This window comes from Snodgrassella alvi (assembly GCF_040741455.2).
Lineage (GTDB): Bacteria > Pseudomonadota > Gammaproteobacteria > Burkholderiales > Neisseriaceae > Snodgrassella > Snodgrassella alvi_E.
The window spans coordinates 1,183,323-1,202,620 of the sequence record NZ_CP160328.2 but is presented as its reverse complement, the minus strand read 5'-3'; the positions used below and the strand labels follow the sequence as shown (position 1 = coordinate 1,202,620).

The 19,298-nt window shown below is 40.3% G+C and carries 18 protein-coding genes; 9 read left to right on the top strand and 9 right to left on the bottom strand.

Translation table 11 applies throughout. The annotated features are described in order from the left end of the window. Positions 1-6: 6 nt before the first annotated feature. Positions 7-1,632 (bottom strand): chromosomal replication initiator protein DnaA, encoded by a 1,626-nt coding sequence (gene dnaA, locus ABU615_RS05495; protein WP_370388664.1) that lies wholly within the window; start codon positions 1,630-1,632, stop codon positions 7-9. 222 nt (positions 1,633-1,854) lie between these two features. Here dnaA and rpmH point away from each other — a divergent pair, with 222 nt between their 5' ends. From rpmH to yidC, 4 genes are read left to right on the top strand one after another with little or no spacing between them, the layout of a single operon-like run. Further along, complete coding sequence (gene rpmH / locus ABU615_RS05490; protein WP_004283944.1) at positions 1,855-1,989, top strand: 50S ribosomal protein L34; 135 nt, start codon at positions 1,855-1,857, stop codon at positions 1,987-1,989. 8 nt (positions 1,990-1,997) lie between these two features. Continuing rightward, positions 1,998-2,357: a ribonuclease P protein component gene (rnpA, locus tag ABU615_RS05485; protein ID WP_267403867.1), complete on the top strand. Its 360-nt coding sequence runs from the start codon at positions 1,998-2,000 to the stop codon at positions 2,355-2,357. After that, positions 2,354-2,563: a membrane protein insertion efficiency factor YidD gene (gene yidD / locus ABU615_RS05480; RefSeq protein WP_267391578.1), complete on the top strand. Its 210-nt coding sequence runs from the start codon at positions 2,354-2,356 to the stop codon at positions 2,561-2,563. The genes rnpA and yidD overlap by 4 nt, the downstream gene beginning before the upstream one ends. 21 nt (positions 2,564-2,584) lie before the next feature. After that, a complete protein-coding gene (gene yidC / locus ABU615_RS05475; RefSeq protein WP_267391579.1) occupies positions 2,585-4,240 on the top strand; it encodes a membrane protein insertase YidC in 1,656 nt (551 codons plus the stop codon). Positions 4,241-5,456: 1,216 nt separating this feature from the next. Here yidC and ABU615_RS05470 read toward each other — a convergent pair. After that, the gene (locus ABU615_RS05470; RefSeq protein WP_100151878.1) at positions 5,457-6,152 is read right to left on the bottom strand and encodes an OmpA family protein; all 696 of its coding nucleotides are present in this window, start codon (positions 6,150-6,152) and stop codon (positions 5,457-5,459) included. A gap of 301 nt (positions 6,153-6,453) precedes the next feature. Here ABU615_RS05470 and cysS point away from each other — a divergent pair, with 301 nt between their 5' ends. Further along, the gene (cysS, locus tag ABU615_RS05465; RefSeq protein WP_370388663.1) at positions 6,454-7,863 is read left to right on the top strand and encodes a cysteine--tRNA ligase; all 1,410 of its coding nucleotides are present in this window, start codon (positions 6,454-6,456) and stop codon (positions 7,861-7,863) included. A 268-nt stretch (positions 7,864-8,131) separates the two neighbouring features. Continuing rightward, complete coding sequence (rpmE, locus tag ABU615_RS05460) at positions 8,132-8,347, top strand: 50S ribosomal protein L31 (protein WP_100090964.1); 216 nt, start codon at positions 8,132-8,134, stop codon at positions 8,345-8,347. Between the two features lie 257 nt (positions 8,348-8,604). Here the strand turns inward: rpmE and ABU615_RS05455 are convergent, their stop codons facing one another. The 6 genes from ABU615_RS05455 to ABU615_RS05430 form a co-directional block, all read right to left on the bottom strand. Further along, positions 8,605-9,114 carry a contact-dependent growth inhibition system immunity protein gene (locus ABU615_RS05455; RefSeq protein ID WP_367486773.1) on the bottom strand — a complete coding sequence of 170 codons (510 nt, stop codon included), beginning with the start codon at positions 9,112-9,114 and terminating at the stop codon, positions 8,605-8,607. A 208-nt stretch (positions 9,115-9,322) separates the two neighbouring features. Then, a complete protein-coding gene (locus tag ABU615_RS05450) occupies positions 9,323-9,835 on the bottom strand; it encodes a hypothetical protein (RefSeq protein WP_367578654.1) in 513 nt (170 codons plus the stop codon). A 163-nt stretch (positions 9,836-9,998) separates the two neighbouring features. Beyond that, complete coding sequence (locus ABU615_RS05445) at positions 9,999-10,478, bottom strand: contact-dependent growth inhibition system immunity protein (RefSeq protein WP_370388662.1); 480 nt, start codon at positions 10,476-10,478, stop codon at positions 9,999-10,001. Positions 10,479-10,779: 301 nt separating this feature from the next. Beyond that, entirely contained in the window at positions 10,780-10,980 is a 201-nt protein-coding gene (locus ABU615_RS05440; protein ID WP_267391582.1) for a hypothetical protein, read from the bottom strand. 491 nt (positions 10,981-11,471) lie between these two features. Then, on the bottom strand, positions 11,472-12,434 hold the full coding sequence (locus ABU615_RS05435; protein WP_367486784.1) for an urea transporter: 963 nt from the start codon (positions 12,432-12,434) through the stop codon (positions 11,472-11,474). Positions 12,435-12,904: 470 nt separating this feature from the next. Next, positions 12,905-13,759, bottom strand: coding sequence for an XRE family transcriptional regulator (locus ABU615_RS05430; RefSeq protein ID WP_370388661.1), 855 nt, complete (start codon positions 13,757-13,759; stop codon positions 12,905-12,907). 891 nt (positions 13,760-14,650) lie between these two features. On the opposite strand from ABU615_RS05430, the gene ABU615_RS05425 reads away from it, so the two are divergent. Next, the gene (locus ABU615_RS05425) at positions 14,651-15,631 is read left to right on the top strand and encodes a TerC family protein (RefSeq protein ID WP_370388660.1); all 981 of its coding nucleotides are present in this window, start codon (positions 14,651-14,653) and stop codon (positions 15,629-15,631) included. A gap of 114 nt (positions 15,632-15,745) precedes the next feature. On the opposite strand, the gene ABU615_RS05420 is transcribed toward ABU615_RS05425, so the two are convergent. Continuing rightward, the gene (locus tag ABU615_RS05420) at positions 15,746-16,297 is read right to left on the bottom strand and encodes a flavodoxin family protein (RefSeq protein WP_100140719.1); all 552 of its coding nucleotides are present in this window, start codon (positions 16,295-16,297) and stop codon (positions 15,746-15,748) included. 473 nt (positions 16,298-16,770) lie between these two features. Between ABU615_RS05420 and ABU615_RS05415 the strand changes: the two genes are divergently transcribed. Both ABU615_RS05415 and ABU615_RS05410 read left to right on the top strand, forming a co-directional pair. Continuing rightward, on the top strand, positions 16,771-18,162 hold the full coding sequence (locus ABU615_RS05415) for an NAD-dependent succinate-semialdehyde dehydrogenase (RefSeq protein WP_369608591.1): 1,392 nt from the start codon (positions 16,771-16,773) through the stop codon (positions 18,160-18,162). A 304-nt stretch (positions 18,163-18,466) separates the two neighbouring features. Beyond that, positions 18,467-19,255 carry a YaaA family protein gene (locus ABU615_RS05410; RefSeq protein ID WP_367486795.1) on the top strand — a complete coding sequence of 263 codons (789 nt, stop codon included), beginning with the start codon at positions 18,467-18,469 and terminating at the stop codon, positions 19,253-19,255. The last annotated feature ends 43 nt before the right edge of the window (positions 19,256-19,298 follow it).

Below are 19,298 nucleotides of genomic sequence, written 5' to 3'. Positions count from 1 at the left end.
CTTGGTTTAATCTCGCAAAATCATCATTAAGGTTTCGTACGCTTTGGTTGTCTCGGCATCTGATTTACGGAGTTTGGAGATGCTTTTTACCGCATGCATGACTGTGGTGTGGTCACGGCCACCAAATCCGCTGCCAATAGCGGGTAAACTAAGTGGGGTGAGTTCTTTAGCCAAGGTCATGGCCATCTGACGCGGACGTGCCAGATTACGTGTACGTTTTTTGCCTACCATATCACTGATGGTGATGCCATAGAATTTGGCTACGGTGTTTTGGATGTGTTCCAGTGTCATTGGTTTGTGATTGACGGCCAGAATATCCTGTAGTGCTTCTGTGGCTAAACCGACATCAATCGGCCGGCTGGCAAAACGGCTTTGAGCCACAACGCGCTTGAAAGCGCCTTCTAGTTCGCGCACATTACTGCGGATATGTTTGGCAATAAAGAACGCAGCTTCGTCTTCAAGTTTTACCTGAGCCAGCTCGGCTTTTTTCTGCAGAATGGCAACACGCATTTCCAGTTCAGGTGGTTCCAGCTCTAGACTTAGTCCCCATGAAAAGCGTGATTTTAAGCGATCGTCCATGCCATCAATATGAGTAGGCAAGGTATCACATGTAAGAATAACCTGTTTTTTTTCGTCAATTAAATGGTTGTAGACGTAAAAAAACTCTTCCATGGTGCGGTCTTTGCCAGCAATAAACTGAACATCATCCATAATCAGCAAGTCCACCTGTTGGTATTGCTGACGCATGGCATCGAAAGATTTAGCATGGAAAGCGTTCATGATGCCACGGATGAATTCATCGGCATGTATATAACGGATTTTGACTTTGGCATCTGCAGCAAAGAGCTGGTTACCAATGGCCTGTACTAAGTGAGTCTTACCCAAACCGGTGCTGCCGTAAACAAAAAACGGGTTGTACATGCTATTGCCTGGGTTTTCAGCTATAGAGAGGGCGGCCGCATGAGCCAGCCGGTTACCTTTGCCTTGTACCAGTGCAGCGAAGGTGTGTTCAGGATTGAGATTAGTGTCGGTATAGCGTGATTTTTTACTGTTTGTCAGTACATTATCAGACTCAGTTTTAGGTATAGATGTTTCTTTTTTATCTACTTTGCTTGGTTTGCTAGGGTTGACTTCACTGCTTTCAGCCGTATTGCTATCACTTTTAGACTGATTATTTTTTAACCTTTTGGCAATAATGTCCTGAGCTGATTCTGTGCGTTTAGTTGTTGAACGCGGTTTGGCTTCTTCAGGTGCAGGGGTTGTGTTTAAGGGTTCATGTTTATTAAGGTTTTCAGTCTCCACCTGAACCGGAGTGCCGCTTTCAGCTTTCACAGAATTAATGGTATTGGTAATTGCCTGAGCCTGTGTAGCTGCTTGTAAAGATTGCCCCTGACCAATTTTGAGGATTAAAGGAGTTTGTCCGTGTGGGAGTATGGCCTGACGGGCGTTTTCCACAGCTGGCCAGAAACGCTCACGTATATGGTTGAATGCAAAGGTATTGCGCGCGAATATTACCCAATTGCCATTTTCTTCACCTACGGTTAGGGGAGCAATCCACATTTGGTATTGCTGGGGCGGTAGGTTTTGTTTAAGTTGTAACAGGCACTGCGGCCAAAATTCTGTTAGGGTCATGCGTGAAGCTTATTTTGTCTGCCAATGGGACATGGCTTAAGTAATGGAAACAGGTATCGCCTATTATGCTAATTATACGCAATAAAGAACTTTATGACCACGATTTGCACTCTGTGTTAACCCGTTTGCAGTCTGGGTTTTCTGTAGATTATATTGATTGACAAAGTGCTGTTCTTGTTGTGTAATGCTACGTTTTATTTAAAGTTAATTCGGGAATAAATTATGAAACGTACTTATCAACCATCCGTTACCCGTCGCAAACGCACTCATGGCTTTCTGGTTCGCAGCAAAACACGCGGTGGACGTGCTGTACTGGCTGCCCGTCGTGCCAAGGGTCGTAAACGTTTGGCTGTGTAAGCACAAGAATGGATTATCATTTTGGCAAAAAATATCGCCTTTTAAAAACGGATGATTTTTCATCCGTTTTTGCGTTACGTTGCCAGAAAAGCCGTGCTTGGATTCAGGTGTTTCATGCACGCAATACACTTGGTTTTCCGCGTCTGGGTTTGGTAGTGGCCAAAAAAGTGGCCAAACGAGCCAATCGGCGCAATTATATGAAACGTGTATTAAGAGAATGGTTTCGCCTGCACCGGCATGAATTGCCGCCGGCAGATATAATCATTCGTGTACGCCAGCCCTTCCGGCATGCGGATTATGCTGGTGTAATCAAGACTTTACAACAGTTGCTTGTGGCAGCTGACGGGTGTAAAGCAAAGTCGCAATGAAATATTTATTGCTGGGTCTGATTCGGTTTTACCAGTATGCCATCAGCCCGCTTTTACCGCCCCGTTGCCGCTATAGCCCGACCTGTTCGCAATATGCAGTACTCGCTCTGCAAAAATACGGGGTATTCAAGGGTGGCTGGCTGGCAATCAAGCGCATTTGCCGCTGTCATCCTTGGGGTGGTTGCGGTCATGACCCACTTCCTTAGCGAATACACACGGAATACACTATGGATTTTAAACGATTACTGATATTTTTTGTGCTGACCATGGCCATTTTGCTGGGTTGGGAAAAATTATACCCACAACCCGAAAATCATCCAGCGGCACAACAAACATCATCTACGAGCAATGCAGTTTCCACTGGCGTGGGAGCTGAGGGTGCATTAAGTAAAACTGAGCCAGTTACGGTCACTACGGATACTGTTAAGGCGGTTATTGATGAAAAAACTGGCGATTTGCGCCAGCTTACACTGACTAAATACAAAGCTACCAGTGATGCCAGTAAGCCATTTGTGCTGCTGGATAATGGTGCGGATGGCCATCAGTACATTGCCCAGTCGGTATTATTAAACCGTCAGGGTGATTATCAGTTTAAAAATCTGATTTTTACTGCGCCGCAAAAACAATACACACTTAATGGCGACAAGCTGGATGTGCGTTTGACAGCAGCAGAACAGAACGGTGTGCAGGTAAGTAAGATTTATACCTTTACTAAAGGTAGTTATTTGATTGGCCTTCGCTATGAAATTGCCAATCACAATGCACAGCCGCTGCAAATGGATGTGGCCTATCGGGTTTTGCGTGATGACAAGGAGCCGGAAGGTACTGGCTATTTTGATCACACCTATACTGGTCCGGTGCTGTATACGCCCAATGGTAAATTTGAAAAAGTGGCTTTTAAAGATCTGGACAGCGATTATGCTTCCGGTCGTGACCGAGCAGACTATCAGCGTAAAACCAATACCGGCTGGATTGGTATGACCCAGCACTACTTTATGACTACGTGGATTCTGCAGCCGAAAGAGGGCAGCAGTGTTTGTGGCAGCAATGATGATTGCAAAATTGATATTCGCAAACGTAGTGATGGCTTATATTCGGCAGGCGTGCGTGTACCAGTAAAAGATATTCCCGCTAATTCCAGTGCTAGCTTCGGCATTTCTTTATATTCTGGTCCGCAGATTTATTCAGTGATTACTAAGGTAGCTGATCATCTGCAGATGATTAAAGATTATGGCAAGGTATCGCTGTTTTCTTCACCGTTATTTTGGCTGTTAAACTGGTGGCATGGACTGGTACAGAACTGGGGCTGGGCAATTATTCTGCTGACGCTTACAGTAAAAGCTATTCTTTTCCCGCTTACTCATGCTTCATATAAGTCCATGGCTAAGATGCGTGCTGTAGCACCTCGCTTGCAGGCATTGAAAGACCAGTATGGCGATGACCGCATGCGTATGCAGCAAGAAATGATGTCGTTGTACAAAAAGGAAAAAATCAATCCTGTTGGCGGCTGCCTGCCTATGCTGTTGCAGATACCGGTTTTCATCGGTTTGTACTGGGCACTGTTTGCTTCGGTAGAATTGCGTGGTGCTCCATGGATTGGCTGGATTACCGATTTGGGACGTCAGGATCCTTATTACATTTTGCCGGTATTGATGGCACTGACCATGTATTTGCAAACCTTTATGAATCCGCCTCCTACGGATCCGATGCAGGCTAAAATGATGAAAATCATGCCGGTAGCGTTTTCTGTGATGTTCTTCTTTTTCCCTGCCGGTCTGGTACTGTACTGGCTGACGAACAATATTTTGACGCTAGCACAACAATGGTTTATTAATAAACGTATTGAACGGCAGGCGAAACTGCATCGCTCATTGGATGTATAAGTATAGCTTGTTAGTAAAAAGCACTTCAGTTTGAAGTGCTTTTTATTTGCTAAGTGCTTCAGATACTTATCGCTGGTGTAAGAGTTAATTAATAATGTGTTTGTCTATATAAATAGTTTGAAGCTGCTCTTATATTTTCTACTGTAAGCATTGGTGCACATTTATGATATTCGTTCAGGTATTTTCAGAAATTAGTTTATGTAGAAAATATGCTTACTTTTTTTATAAGCTGATGTGTATTAAATGTAAAGCAGGTACCTGATTTCTAGATGATAAAAAATAAACAAAAATACTTATGGTAGGGAATTAAATTTAATTTTTAATGGAATGCATCACTGACCGTTATCGGTTTTTTGGCTTGAGAATCGCGATAAATGTTTTTTGTATTCAGATTTTTATTTATTAATAATCAATTTGCATATTTATGTTTTATTCTTTTAGGAGAAAAATGAGATTGGTATGAATAGTAACTTGTTCGGGTAATTACAGTAAATTAAGATTGTCGGAATTTAGTAAGTCTATCCGACTTTAGTATTGCAATGATGGTCGTTATATCTGCTCAAATTTGCTTTTGGCTGGATTAACTCCTCCAAATTGAGCTATGAATTTTTTATTTTTAATATCTCTTTTTTACGTTAGTATTATTATTAATACTATCATATTTTATTTTAAAACAAGCACTTCTGTCTGAAGTGCTTGGTGATTATTGCGCATATTTTATTACGGATTAAATGATGGATAGCTTGGCTTAATTGTGATTAAGTTATCAAACTTAATCATCATTGCTTTGAGCATTAAAACTGATGCGGTGAATTAGCGATTATGCTTCCGAAAATGGCTAGTACAATTATATATAGAATTACTGTTATTGCCATGACTATCAGGTATGCTTTGCAAAAATTAGAGCGGTTAGGATTGCCGTTGCCACTAAAAGCCCAGACTAAAACCATGATCAGATTGACAATGGGTATGCAAAATACAATAAACATAATGAGCCAGTCCCCAATAGACATAACTGGCGCAAGATTGCCTGAAGAAGAGTTGAAAGTGTTATTATTTGTTGGATTTTGCATAATTATTCATTTCAATAGTTAATAAATGTTATTAAATACTAACACATTTAATATTGTAAATGAATATCATTTTGAAAAACTTGTAAATTTAAGGCGTGACAGACTGAATGAAACGATATATTGTCTATCACGCCTTTTAGTCGTTACTGTACGTAGGTAGTGGTTTGTTGTGTAGTGGTGGTAGCTGTTTGTTGAACAGGGTTAACACGAATTTCTACACGGCGATTTTTGGCACGTCCTTCCACTGTGGCATTGCTGGCGATTGGATTGGCAGAACCGTAGCCTACTGCGCTAATACGATTGCTGGCGACGCCACGGGCGCTCAGGAATGTGGAAACAGACTCAGCGCGACGTTGTGATAATGGCCTATTGATATTGTCATTACCGGTGCTGTCGGTATAACCAGCGATGGTGATATTGGTATCCACATATTTAGCCAGAATCTCAGCTACAGAAGATAGGGAAGATGTGGCGGCGCTGCTTAATTCAGAGCTATTAGTTGCAAATGTGATGTTTTCTGGCATGGTGAGTTTAATCTGGTCACCTTCGCGCTGTACTTCAACATTTGTATTAGCCAGTTTTTGACGCAATAGTTTTTCTTGGTAATCCATATAAGCGCCGATGCCAGCACCGATAGCACCACAGCCCAGAGCAGCATTACGTGCACCTCGGCTATTGTGGGTAATTGCACCAACGATTCCGCACACGGCAGCTCCACTTAGGCCGTAAACAGCGGTTTTGCTGGCATGGGTTTGGCCGGTACTAGGATCGGTAACACAGCCAGTCAGGGCTAAGGTAGTGGCGGCAGCGAGTGCAGCCAATGGTTTCATGATGGTCATACTTACTCCTTCTCTTAAAATTTGATTATGGTTTTCACATGTATGTTTTATGCTATCTATAGCAGAAAAGCAAGTGAGGGAGGGAGGAGGTGCGCAAACTGAAAATATTCTGTCCGGTTTGCATATCTGTAATTTATTTTGTAGCAATGCTGGTTTAAGCGACAAGTTTACTGCGCTATATTACAATTTAGTCTTATTTAAACGTGTTTGAGGCTCGTTCGCCCTTGAAAACGGCCAGTTTAGCCTCATTCAATTAAATTACCTGTATTCAGGGCTACTATCAGTCACTTTGGAACCAGACATGCTCAGCTTGTATAACACCTTAACTAGAAACAAACAGAAATTTACACCGATTAATCCACCACAGGTGCGTATGTATGTGTGTGGCATGACCGTTTATGATTATTGCCATCTGGGGCATGCACGGGTGATGATTGTGTTTGATATGGTGGCGCGCTGGATACGTGAGCTGGGCTATGAGCTTGATTATGTGCGTAATATTACTGATATAGACGATAAGATTATTAATCGGGCAAATGAGCGCGGCATCAGTATTTCTGAACTGACTGATTATTATATTCTGGCTATGCATGAGGATGCGGCTGCTTTAGGTGTGCTGCCACCAAACCATGAGCCGAGAGCCACACAGTATATTGGACAGATGATTGCCATGATTGAAGAGATCATGGCAAATGGTAAAGCTTATTTGGCTGAGAATGGTGATGTATTTTATGCGGTACGTGAGTTTCCTGACTATGGCCAGCTGAGCGGTAAGAGTTTGGATGATTTGCGCGCTGGTGAACGAGTGGATGTGGATGGCTACAAGCGTGATCCCTTGGATTTTGTGTTGTGGAAAGCGGCCAAACCCCATGAACCGGCGTGGGACAGCCCGTGGGGACGTGGTCGGCCGGGCTGGCATATTGAGTGTTCGGCTATGAGCAAAGCTTTGTTGGGTGAGAATTTTGATATCCACGGTGGTGGAGCTGATTTACAGTTTCCTCACCATGAAAATGAGATTGCTCAGAGCTGCGGTGCAGAAAAACAAGGTTGTTGCACGGAAAAAAATCACTTTGCTAGCCATGTAAAATATTGGCTACATAATGGGTTTATTCGTGTGGATAATGAAAAAATGTCTAAATCCCTTGGAAACTTCTTCACTATCCGCGAAGTGTTGCAAAAATACGATGCAGAGGTGGTGCGTTTTTTCATTTTGCGTGCCCATTATCGCAGTCCTTTAAATTATTCTGACGCACATCTTGATGATGCCAGAGGCAGTTTGACGCGTTTGTATACAGCATTGAAAAACACAACAGCCGCAGATGTTGAAGTTAATGCGGATTTAAATGATTATACGCGCCGGTTCTATGCTGCAATGAATGATGATTTTGCTACAGTGGAAGCTGTTGCCGTTCTATTCGAACTGGCCAATGAAATTAATAAAACTCATAATGCGCAATTGGCAGGGTGCTTAAAAGGGCTGGGTGGTCTGCTGGGTTTGTTACAGCGTGATCCGGAGGCGTTTTTGCAGAATGAAGTGGGTGAAGGCGTACAAGGTCTTGATAATGCCACCATTGAAGCGATGATTGCTGCACGGCAGCAGGCGCGTGCAGAACGCAACTGGGCAGAATCAGACCGTATTCGCGATGAGCTAACGGCTGCCGGTATTGTGTTGGAAGATGGTGCTAATGGTACAAGCTGGCGCCGTGCCTGATTTTTTCTTTATCTAAAACAGATATTAAAGAGACTATGGATCTATTCTGAATCAGGGGCTTGACAGCAGTATTATACTTTTAATGTATGGTATGTTTTGAATCTGGTAATAAGTGCATCTTTTTCACAGGTCATCTGTGTAATATGGCTGTTCTGTGTGCTGATTTACTTGAAAATTTTACTCATGCGAGTATAATCGCCCGATTCCAGACATCCGTTTCAAGAGGTACAGGCACATCCCCTGTGCCCGCTTAACTAAGGACGATACTATGAATAACAGCATTCAACCTAACTACCACGACGTAACTGTGACTTGCTCCTGCGGTAATACTTTTGTAACTAAATCTGCAATGGAAAAAGATACTTTCAATATTGAAGTATGCTCTGCTTGTCATCCGTTCTATACCGGTAAACAGAAAATCGTTGACTCTACTGGTCGCGTGGACAAATTCAATCAGAAATACGGCAATATGTTCAAACGTTAATCTTGTTTGCAAGATATTGCACCCAAAAAGACTGCCATTATGGCAGTCTTTTTTAATAGTAAATTAATTTGCCTTTTATCCGATGGGATATTATCAAAATTTTTTTTCAAATTTCTTTACTCACTTTACTCATACGATCAAAAAATCAAATCTATCTATTTTATATCCGTTTTATTTACGCAAAAATCCTCAGAAATATGAAATTTCTGAGGATTTTTTTAATTAAGGCAACCTAACTACTGGCTATTGTATTGCAGTTAAGAGGCTAAATGTTCATAGTTACTGCGTTTGAGCAAAGGAATCAAATGTTCATAAATACTCTCTGCATCGGGAGAGCACGTTACCTCTTTATCGACAAGGTGTGAAAATCCGCCATCTTTACGGTCATACTCTGTTGGCGTAATCGTGATCACATTATTCGCCAATTTAATTATCACACAGACAGTCTCTTTTTCCAGCCTTCTAAAATTTTTATAGCCAGCAAAGCTCAGAAAGGCCTTGGAATATGAATCGTGATCTTTTGCCCATTCTTTAAGGTCAATAAACTTAGTGGTATTGGTTATCGTTAATACAAGTTCACCTAGCAATACTGGTATCAGCTCTTCTGAAATACGCGCCCTGACGTGAGAATGAACAAACCCAGGACTGTAATTCTCATAAAAAAATCCTTGTATAATAAAAGAATTATCGGGTAATATATACAAATTACATCTTTTTGTTTTCGGTTCCTTGTCCTTAGATGCTAATGCTTTAAAAATTTTTAACATTTACTATCCTTTGACCTGAAAACGAAATGCTGTATTTGCCCAAGTATAGCTACTGACACCATGTGCTGTATATCAATTTATTTTGAACAATTAAAAATCGAATCCATCTATTTTATATCCCTTTTATTTACGCAAAAATCCTCAGAAATATGAAATTTCTGAGGATTTTTTAATTAAGGCAACCTAACTACTGGCTATTGTATTGCTGTTAAGAGGCTAAATGCTCATAGTTACTGCGTTTGAGCAACGGAATCAAATGCTCATAAATACTCTCTGCGTCAGGAGAGCACGTTACCTCTTTATTGACAAGGAATCCAAATCCACCTCTACCGTAAAGGCCATATTCTGTTGGCGTAATCGTGATCACATTATTCTCCAATTCAATAAAGACATAAGCAGCCTCTTTTTCCAACCTTCTATAGTTCTTATAGCCAGCAAAGCTCAAAAAGGCCTTGGTATATGAATCGTGATCTTTTACCCATTCTTTAAGGTCAATAAACTTAGTGGTATTGGTTATCGTTAATACAAGTTCACCTAACAATACAGGTATCAGCTCTTCTGAAATACGCACTATATCACGAGAGTTCACAAAACCAGGACTGTGATTCTCATAAGAATAGCCTTGTATAATTACAGAGTTATCAGGTAATACGTATAAACTACATCCCTTTCTTTTCGGTTCCTTATGCTTAGATGCTAATGCTTTAAAAATTTTTAACATTTATCAATCCTGTGACCTGAAGGCGAAATGCTGTATTTGCCCAAATATAGCTACTGACACCATGTGCTGTATACCAAATTATTTAGAACGATTAAAAATCGAATCCATTAATTTATATCTTTTTTTAATCAAGGTAACTTGAATACTAGCTATTGTATTGCTGTTAAGAGGCTAAATGCTCATAGTTACTGCGTTTGAGCAACGGAATTAAATGCTCATAAATACTCTCTGCATCGGGAGAGCACGTTACCTCTTTATCGACAAGGTGTGAAAATCCGCCATCTTTACGGTCATACTCTGTTGGCGTAATCGTGATCACATTATTCGCCAATTTAATTATCACACAGGCAGTCTCTTTTTCCAGCCTTCTAAAATTTTTATAGCCAGCAAAGCTTAAAAAGGCCTTGTTATATGAATCTTCATCTTTTACCCATTCTTGAACGTCAATAAACTTAGAAGTATTGGTTATCTTTAATACAAGTTTACCTAACAATACCGGTATCAGCTCTTTTGAAATACACGCTCTGACGTGAGAATGGACAAGACCAGGACCGTAATTATCATGAAAGAATCCTTGTATAATCACAGAATCGTCAGGTAGTATATATAAATGACATCCCTTTGCTTTCGGTTCGTGCAGCATTTTTCTACTCCTTAATTTATGGTATGGATTGTACTATTACAGAAATTCCTGACCAACGAAAAGCAGCCTATCGCTGAATTTGCTCATGTAGTTAAGCCTGTTCTACATTTGCCGCACCATTTTCAGTTACACTAAGTAATATTTTTTGCAGTGCACTAAGCGCATAATATGAATACTATTTCCGTAGTGTTATTTCACTATCATCTAAATTTCTTTTTATTATTTCCTCGCTCCCATTTATAAACCATATGATATGGAAAATCTTTATCTCAAAGCACTTTAATCTTTTCTATTTTAAAACCTATTGCTCCGCTATAAGCATCATTTTTCCTTTAAAATCATAGTTAATCCTGAATAATTGACGATCTCCAGACATTTCCACACCTGTACCAAAAATAGCTCCTGTTTCATTTTTTCCTGGTCCACCAAAACCAAATGATAGTTTTACAGGATGTCCATTGACTTTATCTAAACGAAACTGAGATTGTGCCTGAGGTAACATTGTTGATTTATATAATATATATGATTTCAAATATTTAACGTTCAATTTTTGATATATATCCAGCTCCCAACCTTGGTTCTCCTATAAGTTAATGCTTATGTTTCATACCTTATAAATTGAGTACCTGCATCAGAAAAATCAAATCCCTTGTATGCTACTGCACTGACAATTGTATTTTCCAATAGAGCATATTTCCTCCAACAACACCAATCATTCGAACAGTAAAGAGTACATCTAAAACAGCATTAATTTTATGGTATACGTTAAGTATTCTTTAGGCTGTATTAAATAAATTCAAATTTAATTGGATATTAAGCCATGTCATAACATCGCCCAACCCCATATATCCGCTTGGATCGAATTTATTTACCGGATCTACACTAGTATGAATATACTTATGCAGAGTACTAGGTGTTTTATTTTTACCCTCAAAATCATTTTTACTAATGAATCTTTTTATCATAAAAGAATGTTTTTATTTTTGCATTTAACTAGCGTTGATTTAGTGTCTGGTTAATCAGCAGCCATAACCAGCTGACCAGTACAAAAGGCATGGTCAGTACCGGAAGTGAATAGGGTTTCAGAAGAGTAGTAAGGGCAGACTGAGTAAATACGGTGAGAATTATAGCCAGTAAAATATAGAAATTGGTTTTACTGTCTGGTGAATTGCTGAAGGTAATCAATGTAATAGCAGTTAATACCGCATTGAATGAATAAAGCCCCAGTGTAATAAGCTCAAGTTGACCTCCGTACAGTAGGGCGATGCCGATGGCAAGGATTGAACCGATTATGGCATATAGGGTGATTCGGAGGGAATTAACAGCCAGAGCGATTAAAAATGTTATTCCTACCAGTATACTGTTGAATAAAAATACTTCAGCAATGCCAAGAATGCTGTTTGGCAGCAGGTGCAACAGTGTGAAGCTGGTGATTTGTGCGGTAGTGGTATCTGCCTGTACTCGTGACAGCGCTGAAAAAGAAGGAATTGCCAACAGGAATATCCATGTAATCAGGATGAAGGGCATGGTCAGACAGGGTAAATACCATTGCTGTAATATTGTGCTTAAGGCTTTGGTAATGAAGACCGAAAGTATGGATGCCAGTACGATAGTGAACCATAAATAGGGTGAATTTTCACAAAACGTAGCCAATGCAATGCCTGTCAGACAGGCATTGAAGCCATAGATACCTTGCTGCCATGCTTTTTCATTAAGCTTATACACATAGGCCATGATGTTGGCGCTGATTACGGCCACTAAACTGGCTATTCCTATAATTGGTTTGCCCGTAAAGCATCCCCCCATCAGTACCCCTAGCAGAAAAATCAGTCCAGATAATGCATTGTTTTGGAGCATGACCTGACCGTAGCTGCGGAGAATCACATCGGTAAAGCGGACACAGTAGTTGTGGTTGCATAATTGATGCCATTGCGCTGCTACAGACATTGTTTTCATCCGTTTTCTCCTTTATTAATATTTCGGCTCAGTAGGTTAGACTGCTTTTATACTGTTTCTGCGTAGGTAAATGTTCTGGTAATGTGGGATGGAAATAAATATACGATATTTAATGCTGGTTGGGCGGAAAATTTTATTTTTTATGAGCTTGAAATATTTGATGATGAAAAGGTTCCTGCCAAATTGAGAGTATGCTTTTTCAGTGCTGTTGTTTAACTTTAGTTCTTTATTGTTTAGTTTGTTTTTTAATTTTTCATGTTTATAAGGTTTTTATGTGGGGTAGTGCTTTCTTTTAGACTAAGGGAGATACTCAAAAAAAATGGCTAAAATATCCGAAATACGGGCATTTTAGCCGTTCAATAACAAAAAATATTAAGATTTTCTTTTAGACCAAAATATGCAAAAATTGCACATTCTTTAGCACTTTTAAAACAGTATTTATAGCTTTTTAAATCAAATACTGTACTGTTTTAAATTTGACGACAAAACCACTCAATTCGTCCAATAATTTCAATTTTATTTTCTAAGTCACTCTTTAAATCGATTATAAAAGGATCATAAGCCTGATTTTGTGATTTTACTGATAATTTGTTATCTGGAAGTAATTGAGTGCGCTTTACTATTAATTCATCACCAATTTTTAAAACATATAGACCTGTAGCAGGTTTATTTTTAGCATGATTAACTAACAATTTGTCACCATCAAGCAAAATATCTGCCATTGAATCCCCCCTAACCGTCATTACTGATAAGTCTAGTGGATTTGCGTGCAAATAGTCTGTTACCCATTCTCGGCGAAAAGCAAGAGTTAAAACGGGGTCATCATCATTGGTCATATAACCGTAGTTTTCACCAATTTTCATATCATATTCAGGAATAAAAACAAAATCTTTTATATTTACCAGTTTTCCTGCTTCGTTAACTGCTAGGTGTCTATCTGTTGTATCTTTGGTATCAAGTTGTTCTTTATCCTTGAATTTTTGACCCTCTCCGGTAGCAAGCCAGGCAATATTGACATTAGCAGCATCTGCTAACCTAATTAAATTTGTTCTGGATGGGTCGGATTCACCTCGCAGCCATCTAAATACTGATGATGCTGTTACACCTGCTTTTTTTGCAACAGTATTAGGGTTGCCAAGAAGTTCTACTATTTCATAAATGCGTTGCGCAAATATCATATTATCATCGTAAAAGTTTTTCATTTTATCTTTTTCGCAAAATAAAAGTTTAAATCTACCGTAAAACATAATAAAAACATTTTTAAAGTCAATAATATAAATACAAACATTCCCTTTTTTATTAAAAATTAACTTTTTCGCTTGCATATATTTATTTGGGCAGGTAAGTTGTGCTGAAACGTTTAAGAATCTGAAATTCAAAGCAAGTAAACATTGATTGGTTGGTAAAATCAAATACAGCTTAGGAAAGTTGATGTTTGTACTAAGTTTTCATTTTGAATAATTTTTGTAATATAAAAGAAGAAATAATTAAAATATTATTTTTAAATTTAATTAAATAGGGTAAATATGTGACTATTCTAAATCTGTATCTGGCCGTCAGGCTAGCAGTGAAACAGTACAATCTGAAAACAATTTTGCTCTGAGTAACGTGCAAGTTAATTAAATAAGCTAAACCAAGCAATATCTGCTTTCTAAAGTTGCTCTTATACTGAATTAATTGATATTAATAAAGAAAGGGCTCTTTCAATTATAAGTATGTGATCAGTGAAATGAAAGACAATCTGAATTTAACCAAAAGTAAAAAATGACGGCTGATATCCGAAGATTGTAGTGTTAGAACTGTCATCCCAGTTTTATTTTTCCATATTAATGTAGCGATGATTTTGTATTCTGAAACTTTCAGCATTATGCTTGGTATTGAGGAAGGTTGATAATAATTGAAATGTGCTGAAATGAGCTTAAATCGTTCTCCGTGGTAGGAGTGGGCTTTATTGTCGCTGTTTTGGGATAATTTTTAAAACGCGGTTTTATTTCATAATGCATGTATCAGTCAGCCCCAGATTTTCTGCTTTGATCGTTATTGCAATGAATTATCCGTTTAATTGGAACCGGAAGAGTGTTTGTATATGCACAACTGTTGCCAGTAGTAGTTGTATCTATGTTATTGTTTAATACTGGCTCGTTTCTTATTTTGTTTAGAAGAGTGGCTTCTAGCAACGGGAATTGAATGATAAAAATATTAAAAAGAAAGAATTTATGCAGCCTCATTTGAATTCAGTGGGCACACCTTTATTTTATGGCGTATTTATCGTCATCATAATTGTAATGATAGCGATAGATATGCTCACGCTGAAAAAAGAAGGCGTACATCGCGTTAGCACTAAAGAAGCGCTGCTGTGGACATGCGTCTGGATTACTGTTTCACTTGGTTTTGCTGTCTGGCTCTATTTTGAGCTGCTGCATAATCCGATGCTGGGCAGTGAGGTGGCTGCTGATTCGGTGATGGATTTTCTTACTGGCTATGTGCTGGAAAAATCTTTATCGGTGGACAATATTTTTGTCTTCGTGCTGATATTTAGTTATTTTAAGGTGCCGGCAGAGTATCAACACCGAGTGTTATTGTACGGAGTATTGGGGGCAATTGTCCTACGTGCTGTGATGGTGGCTTTGGGTGCAGTTCTGGTCAGCCGCTTTGAGTGGGTGCTGTATCTGTTTGGTATATTCCTGCTTTATAGCGGGATTAAGCTGATGCTGCCGGAAAAAGATAAGAATAAAAGTTTGGCTGATAACCCACTGATAGGTTGGCTGCACCGCCATATGCGCGTCAGTGAGCAATTTAACCGTGAGAAATTTTTTACCATCGAAAACGGTCAGCGCATGGCCACGCCATTATTGCTTACATTGGTAGTGATTGAATTGAGTGATGTGGTTTTTGCTGTAGACAGTATACCAGCTGTCTTTGCTGTGACCACTGATCCGTTTATTGTGTTTACTTCGAATATTTTCGCGGTGCTTGGTTTGCGTGCGATGTATTTTTTATTGGCCAATGTGGTTGAAAAATTTGTTTATCTCAAATATGGGTTGGCAGTGGTCCTGACTTTTATCGGTGCCAAAATGCTGGTGGCAAAATGGTGGCACATTCCTTCTTTTGCTTCACTGGCTGTGGTATTTACTGCTTTACTGCTGGCGATTCTGGCTTCATGGTGGAAAACCAGAAAGCAGCCGCATAATCTGTAGACGACAAAGGAATTTTTCACAACAGCCCGCTTCAGCTTATTTTGAATGTTAATACACACAATAATAGCTGGCGGGCTGATACTCTGTAAGTAAGCTAAAAACAGAATGAAATGCTCAGGCCAATTTGTCTACAATTTCACTTACTCGAGCTACGTAGATTTTTACAGTTTCGATATCGCCGGCTGGAATCTCATCGACACTGGCATCGGCTGGTGTCTGAACCATTGCTCCGATGGAACCTCCGAGTACATTTACATCATTGCGCGCTGCTTCTTTGGAGTTGGCCGGCAGTAGTCCGAGACTCACCCAGATGCCGCCATGCTGTGCTGCCAGTGTCTGCATCCAGATTAGGGTTACTTGTTTGTCGCCACTAAAACTGGCACTGTTGGTGAAGCCGCCAAACACTTTATTTTGCCATGCACGCTCTGCCCACAGGCCGGAAGTGGCGTCGGCTACTTTCTTAAACTGCCAAGGTACATTGCCCATATAGGTAGGTGCAGCAAAGATGATACCTTTGGCCTGATGCAATTGCTGCCACTGATCATCATCCAGCTCGCCATTGGCATCGATTTCTACCAGTACAGCATCGGTATCGGCTGCAGCTGCCTGAGCAATTTTAAGTGTATGGCCATAACCGGAAAATACCAAAATAGCTAGTTTACTCATGTGTCTGTTCCTTATGATTGATTGCCAAAACAGCTTAAGCGGGTGGCGCTACTATCGCAAGTGTGATTCAGGAAATAAAAATGAGGATTATTGCCTGACAGTAAACTATCAATGCTTGGGTATAAAATTCTTTACAATCCGGTAATTGATCCAGAAACGACCCTTTGCAGACTCAGATGAAAGACTATATTGCACAGTTTAGTTGCATACTTGATAACGCAGTAAATAATTGTTAAACTGAATTAAATACATAATCATGTCTGAAACGTTTCAGGTATGAAAAGAATACCTCGCCTGATTTCATCTGAAATATTGGTGTACAGAAGCGCGGTAGCATTCACATCAGGCACACAACCATTTCCAGATAGTTAAACACAAAAGATTGTCTCAAAACCTGCCCGAACTGCAGCCATTCATTTGTATGCTTAAGGGCAGCAAACGTGGTGTAACTTTTATAAATGAAAGGTAAATATATGGCGTACGCAAGTACCAATCCCTACACCGAGCAACAGGTAAAAGCATTTTCTGATACCACCGATGTTGAACTGGAAACTGCTTTGAATCATGCAGATGCTGCTTTTAAACAGTGGAAAAACACTACGTTTGCCCAGCGTGCGCGTGTTTTACAGAATGCTGCTGATATTCTTCGAGCCAATATTGATGAATATGCCCAGTTACTGACATTGGAAATGGGTAAACTGTTTAGCGAAGCTAAAGCTGAAACCGAGCTTTCTGCGCAGATTTTTGAGTATTATGCTGTTCATGCTGAGCGTCAGCTTCAGCCGGAAGTGTTGCCAGTTACTTCTAATAAGGGCAACCGTGCTCGCATTGAGTTTGCTCCACAAGGTATTATTTTGGCAGTTGAGCCGTGGAATTTCCCATATTATCAGATTGCCCGTATTGCAGCCCCGCAGCTTGCTGCCGGTAATGTGGTTGTGCTGAAACATGCGTCCAATGTGCCGCAATGTGCCGCCAAAATGGCTGCCATGCTGCTACAGGCTGGTTTACTGGATGGTGCGTTTCAGAACCTGTACCCAACGCATGCACAACTGGCAAAAATCATTGCCGACCCGCGCGTGCGTGGTGTAGCCTTAACAGGTTCAGAAGGTGCTGGTGCTATTGTGGCTGCACAGGCTGGAGCAGCATTAAAAAAATGTACTCTTGAGCTTGGTGGCGCCGATGCATTTATCGTTCTGAATGATGCCGATATCGAAAAAGCAGCCAAATGGGCTGTATTTGGCCGTCACTGGAATGCAGGGCAGGTGTGTGTGAGTGCCAAACGCATTATTGTAGAAGAAGGTGTTTACGATCGTTTCCTGAATCTGTACCGCGAAGGAGTGCGTCAGCTGCGCATGGGTGACCCGATGGATGCCGCTACCACACTGGCACCGCTATCTTCTCGTTCTGCGGTGACTGGTTTGCAACAACAATTGGATGAAGCGGTAAAACTGGGCGCTCATGCTGAAGAAATTACATTGGATATGCCGGCTCAAGGCTGTTTTTTCCGACCGGTTATCCTGACCAATATTCAGCCGGATAATCCGGCACGTCACTGGGAATTTTTTGGTCCGGTTTCTTCTATCTACCGCGCCAAAGATGCAGCTCATGCCATTGAAATCGCCAACGATACCCCATATGGCTTAGGTGGTTCTATCTTTACGTCTGATGAAGAACGCGGTGCCAGACTGGCTCAGCAGATTGATACGGGTATGGTCTTTATTAATCATCCCACCATGGTTAAAGCTGATTTGCCGTTTGGTGGCGTGAAACGCTCCGGCTTTGGACGCGAATTGCTTGATTTAGGCTTAAAAGAATTCGTGAATGCTAAACTGGTAAGTATTGCAGACATCGACGCTGAATTCTAAATTTGTTTGAAAACTAAAGGGGCTGCTGGACAAAAAGCAGCCCCTTTTTTTATTTTAAGATAATTTTTTCACAAATATTTTGTCTGAATAACATTGGGCCAACAGTCATCCAAACAGAAGTGTTTAAAAGATGAGACAGATAAATTACTGAAATGTAATATAAATGTAGCATTGTGGTAAAAGTCGGCCAACTTATCCTGCTTCAATCATTTTTCAGCTAAAGTAGGTAATCAACTTCATGTGTACCATTATGCTGATAATAATTAGCTTTTTAAAGCGTGCCAGCAAATAGACAGGAGGCAGTATGCTAACCATAATCGCCGCACCCACCACTCAGGACTTTGCTAATCCGCGCCTGAGCGACACTTATAGCCAGCCGCAATTTCTGACACAGAGTGAGCAGCTGGTACAGATTTGCCGCAAACTTAGCCTCAAACAATTAGAAGAAATTATGCACATTAGCCCGCATCTGGCTGAAGTGAATCAGCAACGCTTTCGCGATTGGAAGCCGCCTTTTACCCTCGATAATGCTTTACAGGCTATCTTTGCCTATGGCGGTGATATTTACAATAGCATGCGCGTCAGTGAATTATCATTGCACGAACTAGACTACATGCAGAAAAGAGTATCCATTCTTTCTGGCCTTTATGGTTTACTGCGGCCACTGGATTTAATCCAACCGTATCGTCTGAGTATGAATGTGCGACTGGAAAATCCAAAGGGAATCAATTTGTATCATTTCTGGCATGACATTCTTACCAACCATCTGAATCAGATTGAAACCGATACCATCATCGACTTAGCCTTTGACAATTATTTCAAAGTAATTAATAGCGATAAACTGAAAGCCAAAGTAATTAAACCTGTATTTCTTGATGAAAAAGCCGGTAAATACATGAATGTCAACGCCTATGATAAAGAAGCGATGGGTTTGATGACTCGCTTCATTGTGCGAAACAAACTTGAGTCGTCTAAAATGCTGCATGAATTCAGCGACCATGGTTATCAGTATTGCGCAAAAGAATCGAATGAACATGAGCTGGTGTTTAAACGTTCTGAAAAAACGGCGCAGCAGTATCAAAATAGGAATTAATTTCAGCATCCGGATACTAACGGCTGAAAAAGCGCGTAAGTTA

What these genes read in the sequence shown, in the direction of transcription:
- yidC (WP_267391579.1), top strand. Translation starts at nt 2,585, where the DNA reads ATGGATTTTAAACGATTACTGATATTTTTTGTGCTGACCATGGCCATT.
- ABU615_RS05455 (WP_367486773.1), bottom strand. Translation starts at nt 9,114, where the DNA reads ATGTTAAAAATTTTTAAAGCATTAGCATCTAAGGACAAGGAACCGAAA.
- ABU615_RS05415 (WP_369608591.1), top strand. Translation starts at nt 16,771, where the DNA reads ATGGCGTACGCAAGTACCAATCCCTACACCGAGCAACAGGTAAAAGCA.
- ABU615_RS05435 (WP_367486784.1), bottom strand. Translation starts at nt 12,434, where the DNA reads ATGAAAACAATGTCTGTAGCAGCGCAATGGCATCAATTATGCAACCAC.
- cysS (WP_370388663.1), top strand. Translation starts at nt 6,454, where the DNA reads ATGCTCAGCTTGTATAACACCTTAACTAGAAACAAACAGAAATTTACA.
- dnaA (WP_370388664.1), bottom strand. Translation starts at nt 1,632, where the DNA reads ATGACCCTAACAGAATTTTGGCCGCAGTGCCTGTTACAACTTAAACAA.
- ABU615_RS05470 (WP_100151878.1), bottom strand. Translation starts at nt 6,152, where the DNA reads ATGACCATCATGAAACCATTGGCTGCACTCGCTGCCGCCACTACCTTA.
- ABU615_RS05445 (WP_370388662.1), bottom strand. Translation starts at nt 10,478, where the DNA reads ATGCTGCACGAACCGAAAGCAAAGGGATGTCATTTATATATACTACCT.
- rpmH (WP_004283944.1), top strand. Translation starts at nt 1,855, where the DNA reads ATGAAACGTACTTATCAACCATCCGTTACCCGTCGCAAACGCACTCAT.
- ABU615_RS05440 (WP_267391582.1), bottom strand. Translation starts at nt 10,980, where the DNA reads ATGTTACCTCAGGCACAATCTCAGTTTCGTTTAGATAAAGTCAATGGA.
- yidD (WP_267391578.1), top strand. Translation starts at nt 2,354, where the DNA reads ATGAAATATTTATTGCTGGGTCTGATTCGGTTTTACCAGTATGCCATC.
- ABU615_RS05420 (WP_100140719.1), bottom strand. Translation starts at nt 16,297, where the DNA reads ATGAGTAAACTAGCTATTTTGGTATTTTCCGGTTATGGCCATACACTT.
- ABU615_RS05425 (WP_370388660.1), top strand. Translation starts at nt 14,651, where the DNA reads ATGCAGCCTCATTTGAATTCAGTGGGCACACCTTTATTTTATGGCGTA.
- rpmE (WP_100090964.1), top strand. Translation starts at nt 8,132, where the DNA reads ATGAATAACAGCATTCAACCTAACTACCACGACGTAACTGTGACTTGC.
- ABU615_RS05450 (WP_367578654.1), bottom strand. Translation starts at nt 9,835, where the DNA reads ATGTTAAAAATTTTTAAAGCATTAGCATCTAAGCATAAGGAACCGAAA.
- rnpA (WP_267403867.1), top strand. Translation starts at nt 1,998, where the DNA reads ATGGATTATCATTTTGGCAAAAAATATCGCCTTTTAAAAACGGATGAT.
- ABU615_RS05410 (WP_367486795.1), top strand. Translation starts at nt 18,467, where the DNA reads ATGCTAACCATAATCGCCGCACCCACCACTCAGGACTTTGCTAATCCG.
- ABU615_RS05430 (WP_370388661.1), bottom strand. Translation starts at nt 13,759, where the DNA reads ATGCAAGCGAAAAAGTTAATTTTTAATAAAAAAGGGAATGTTTGTATT.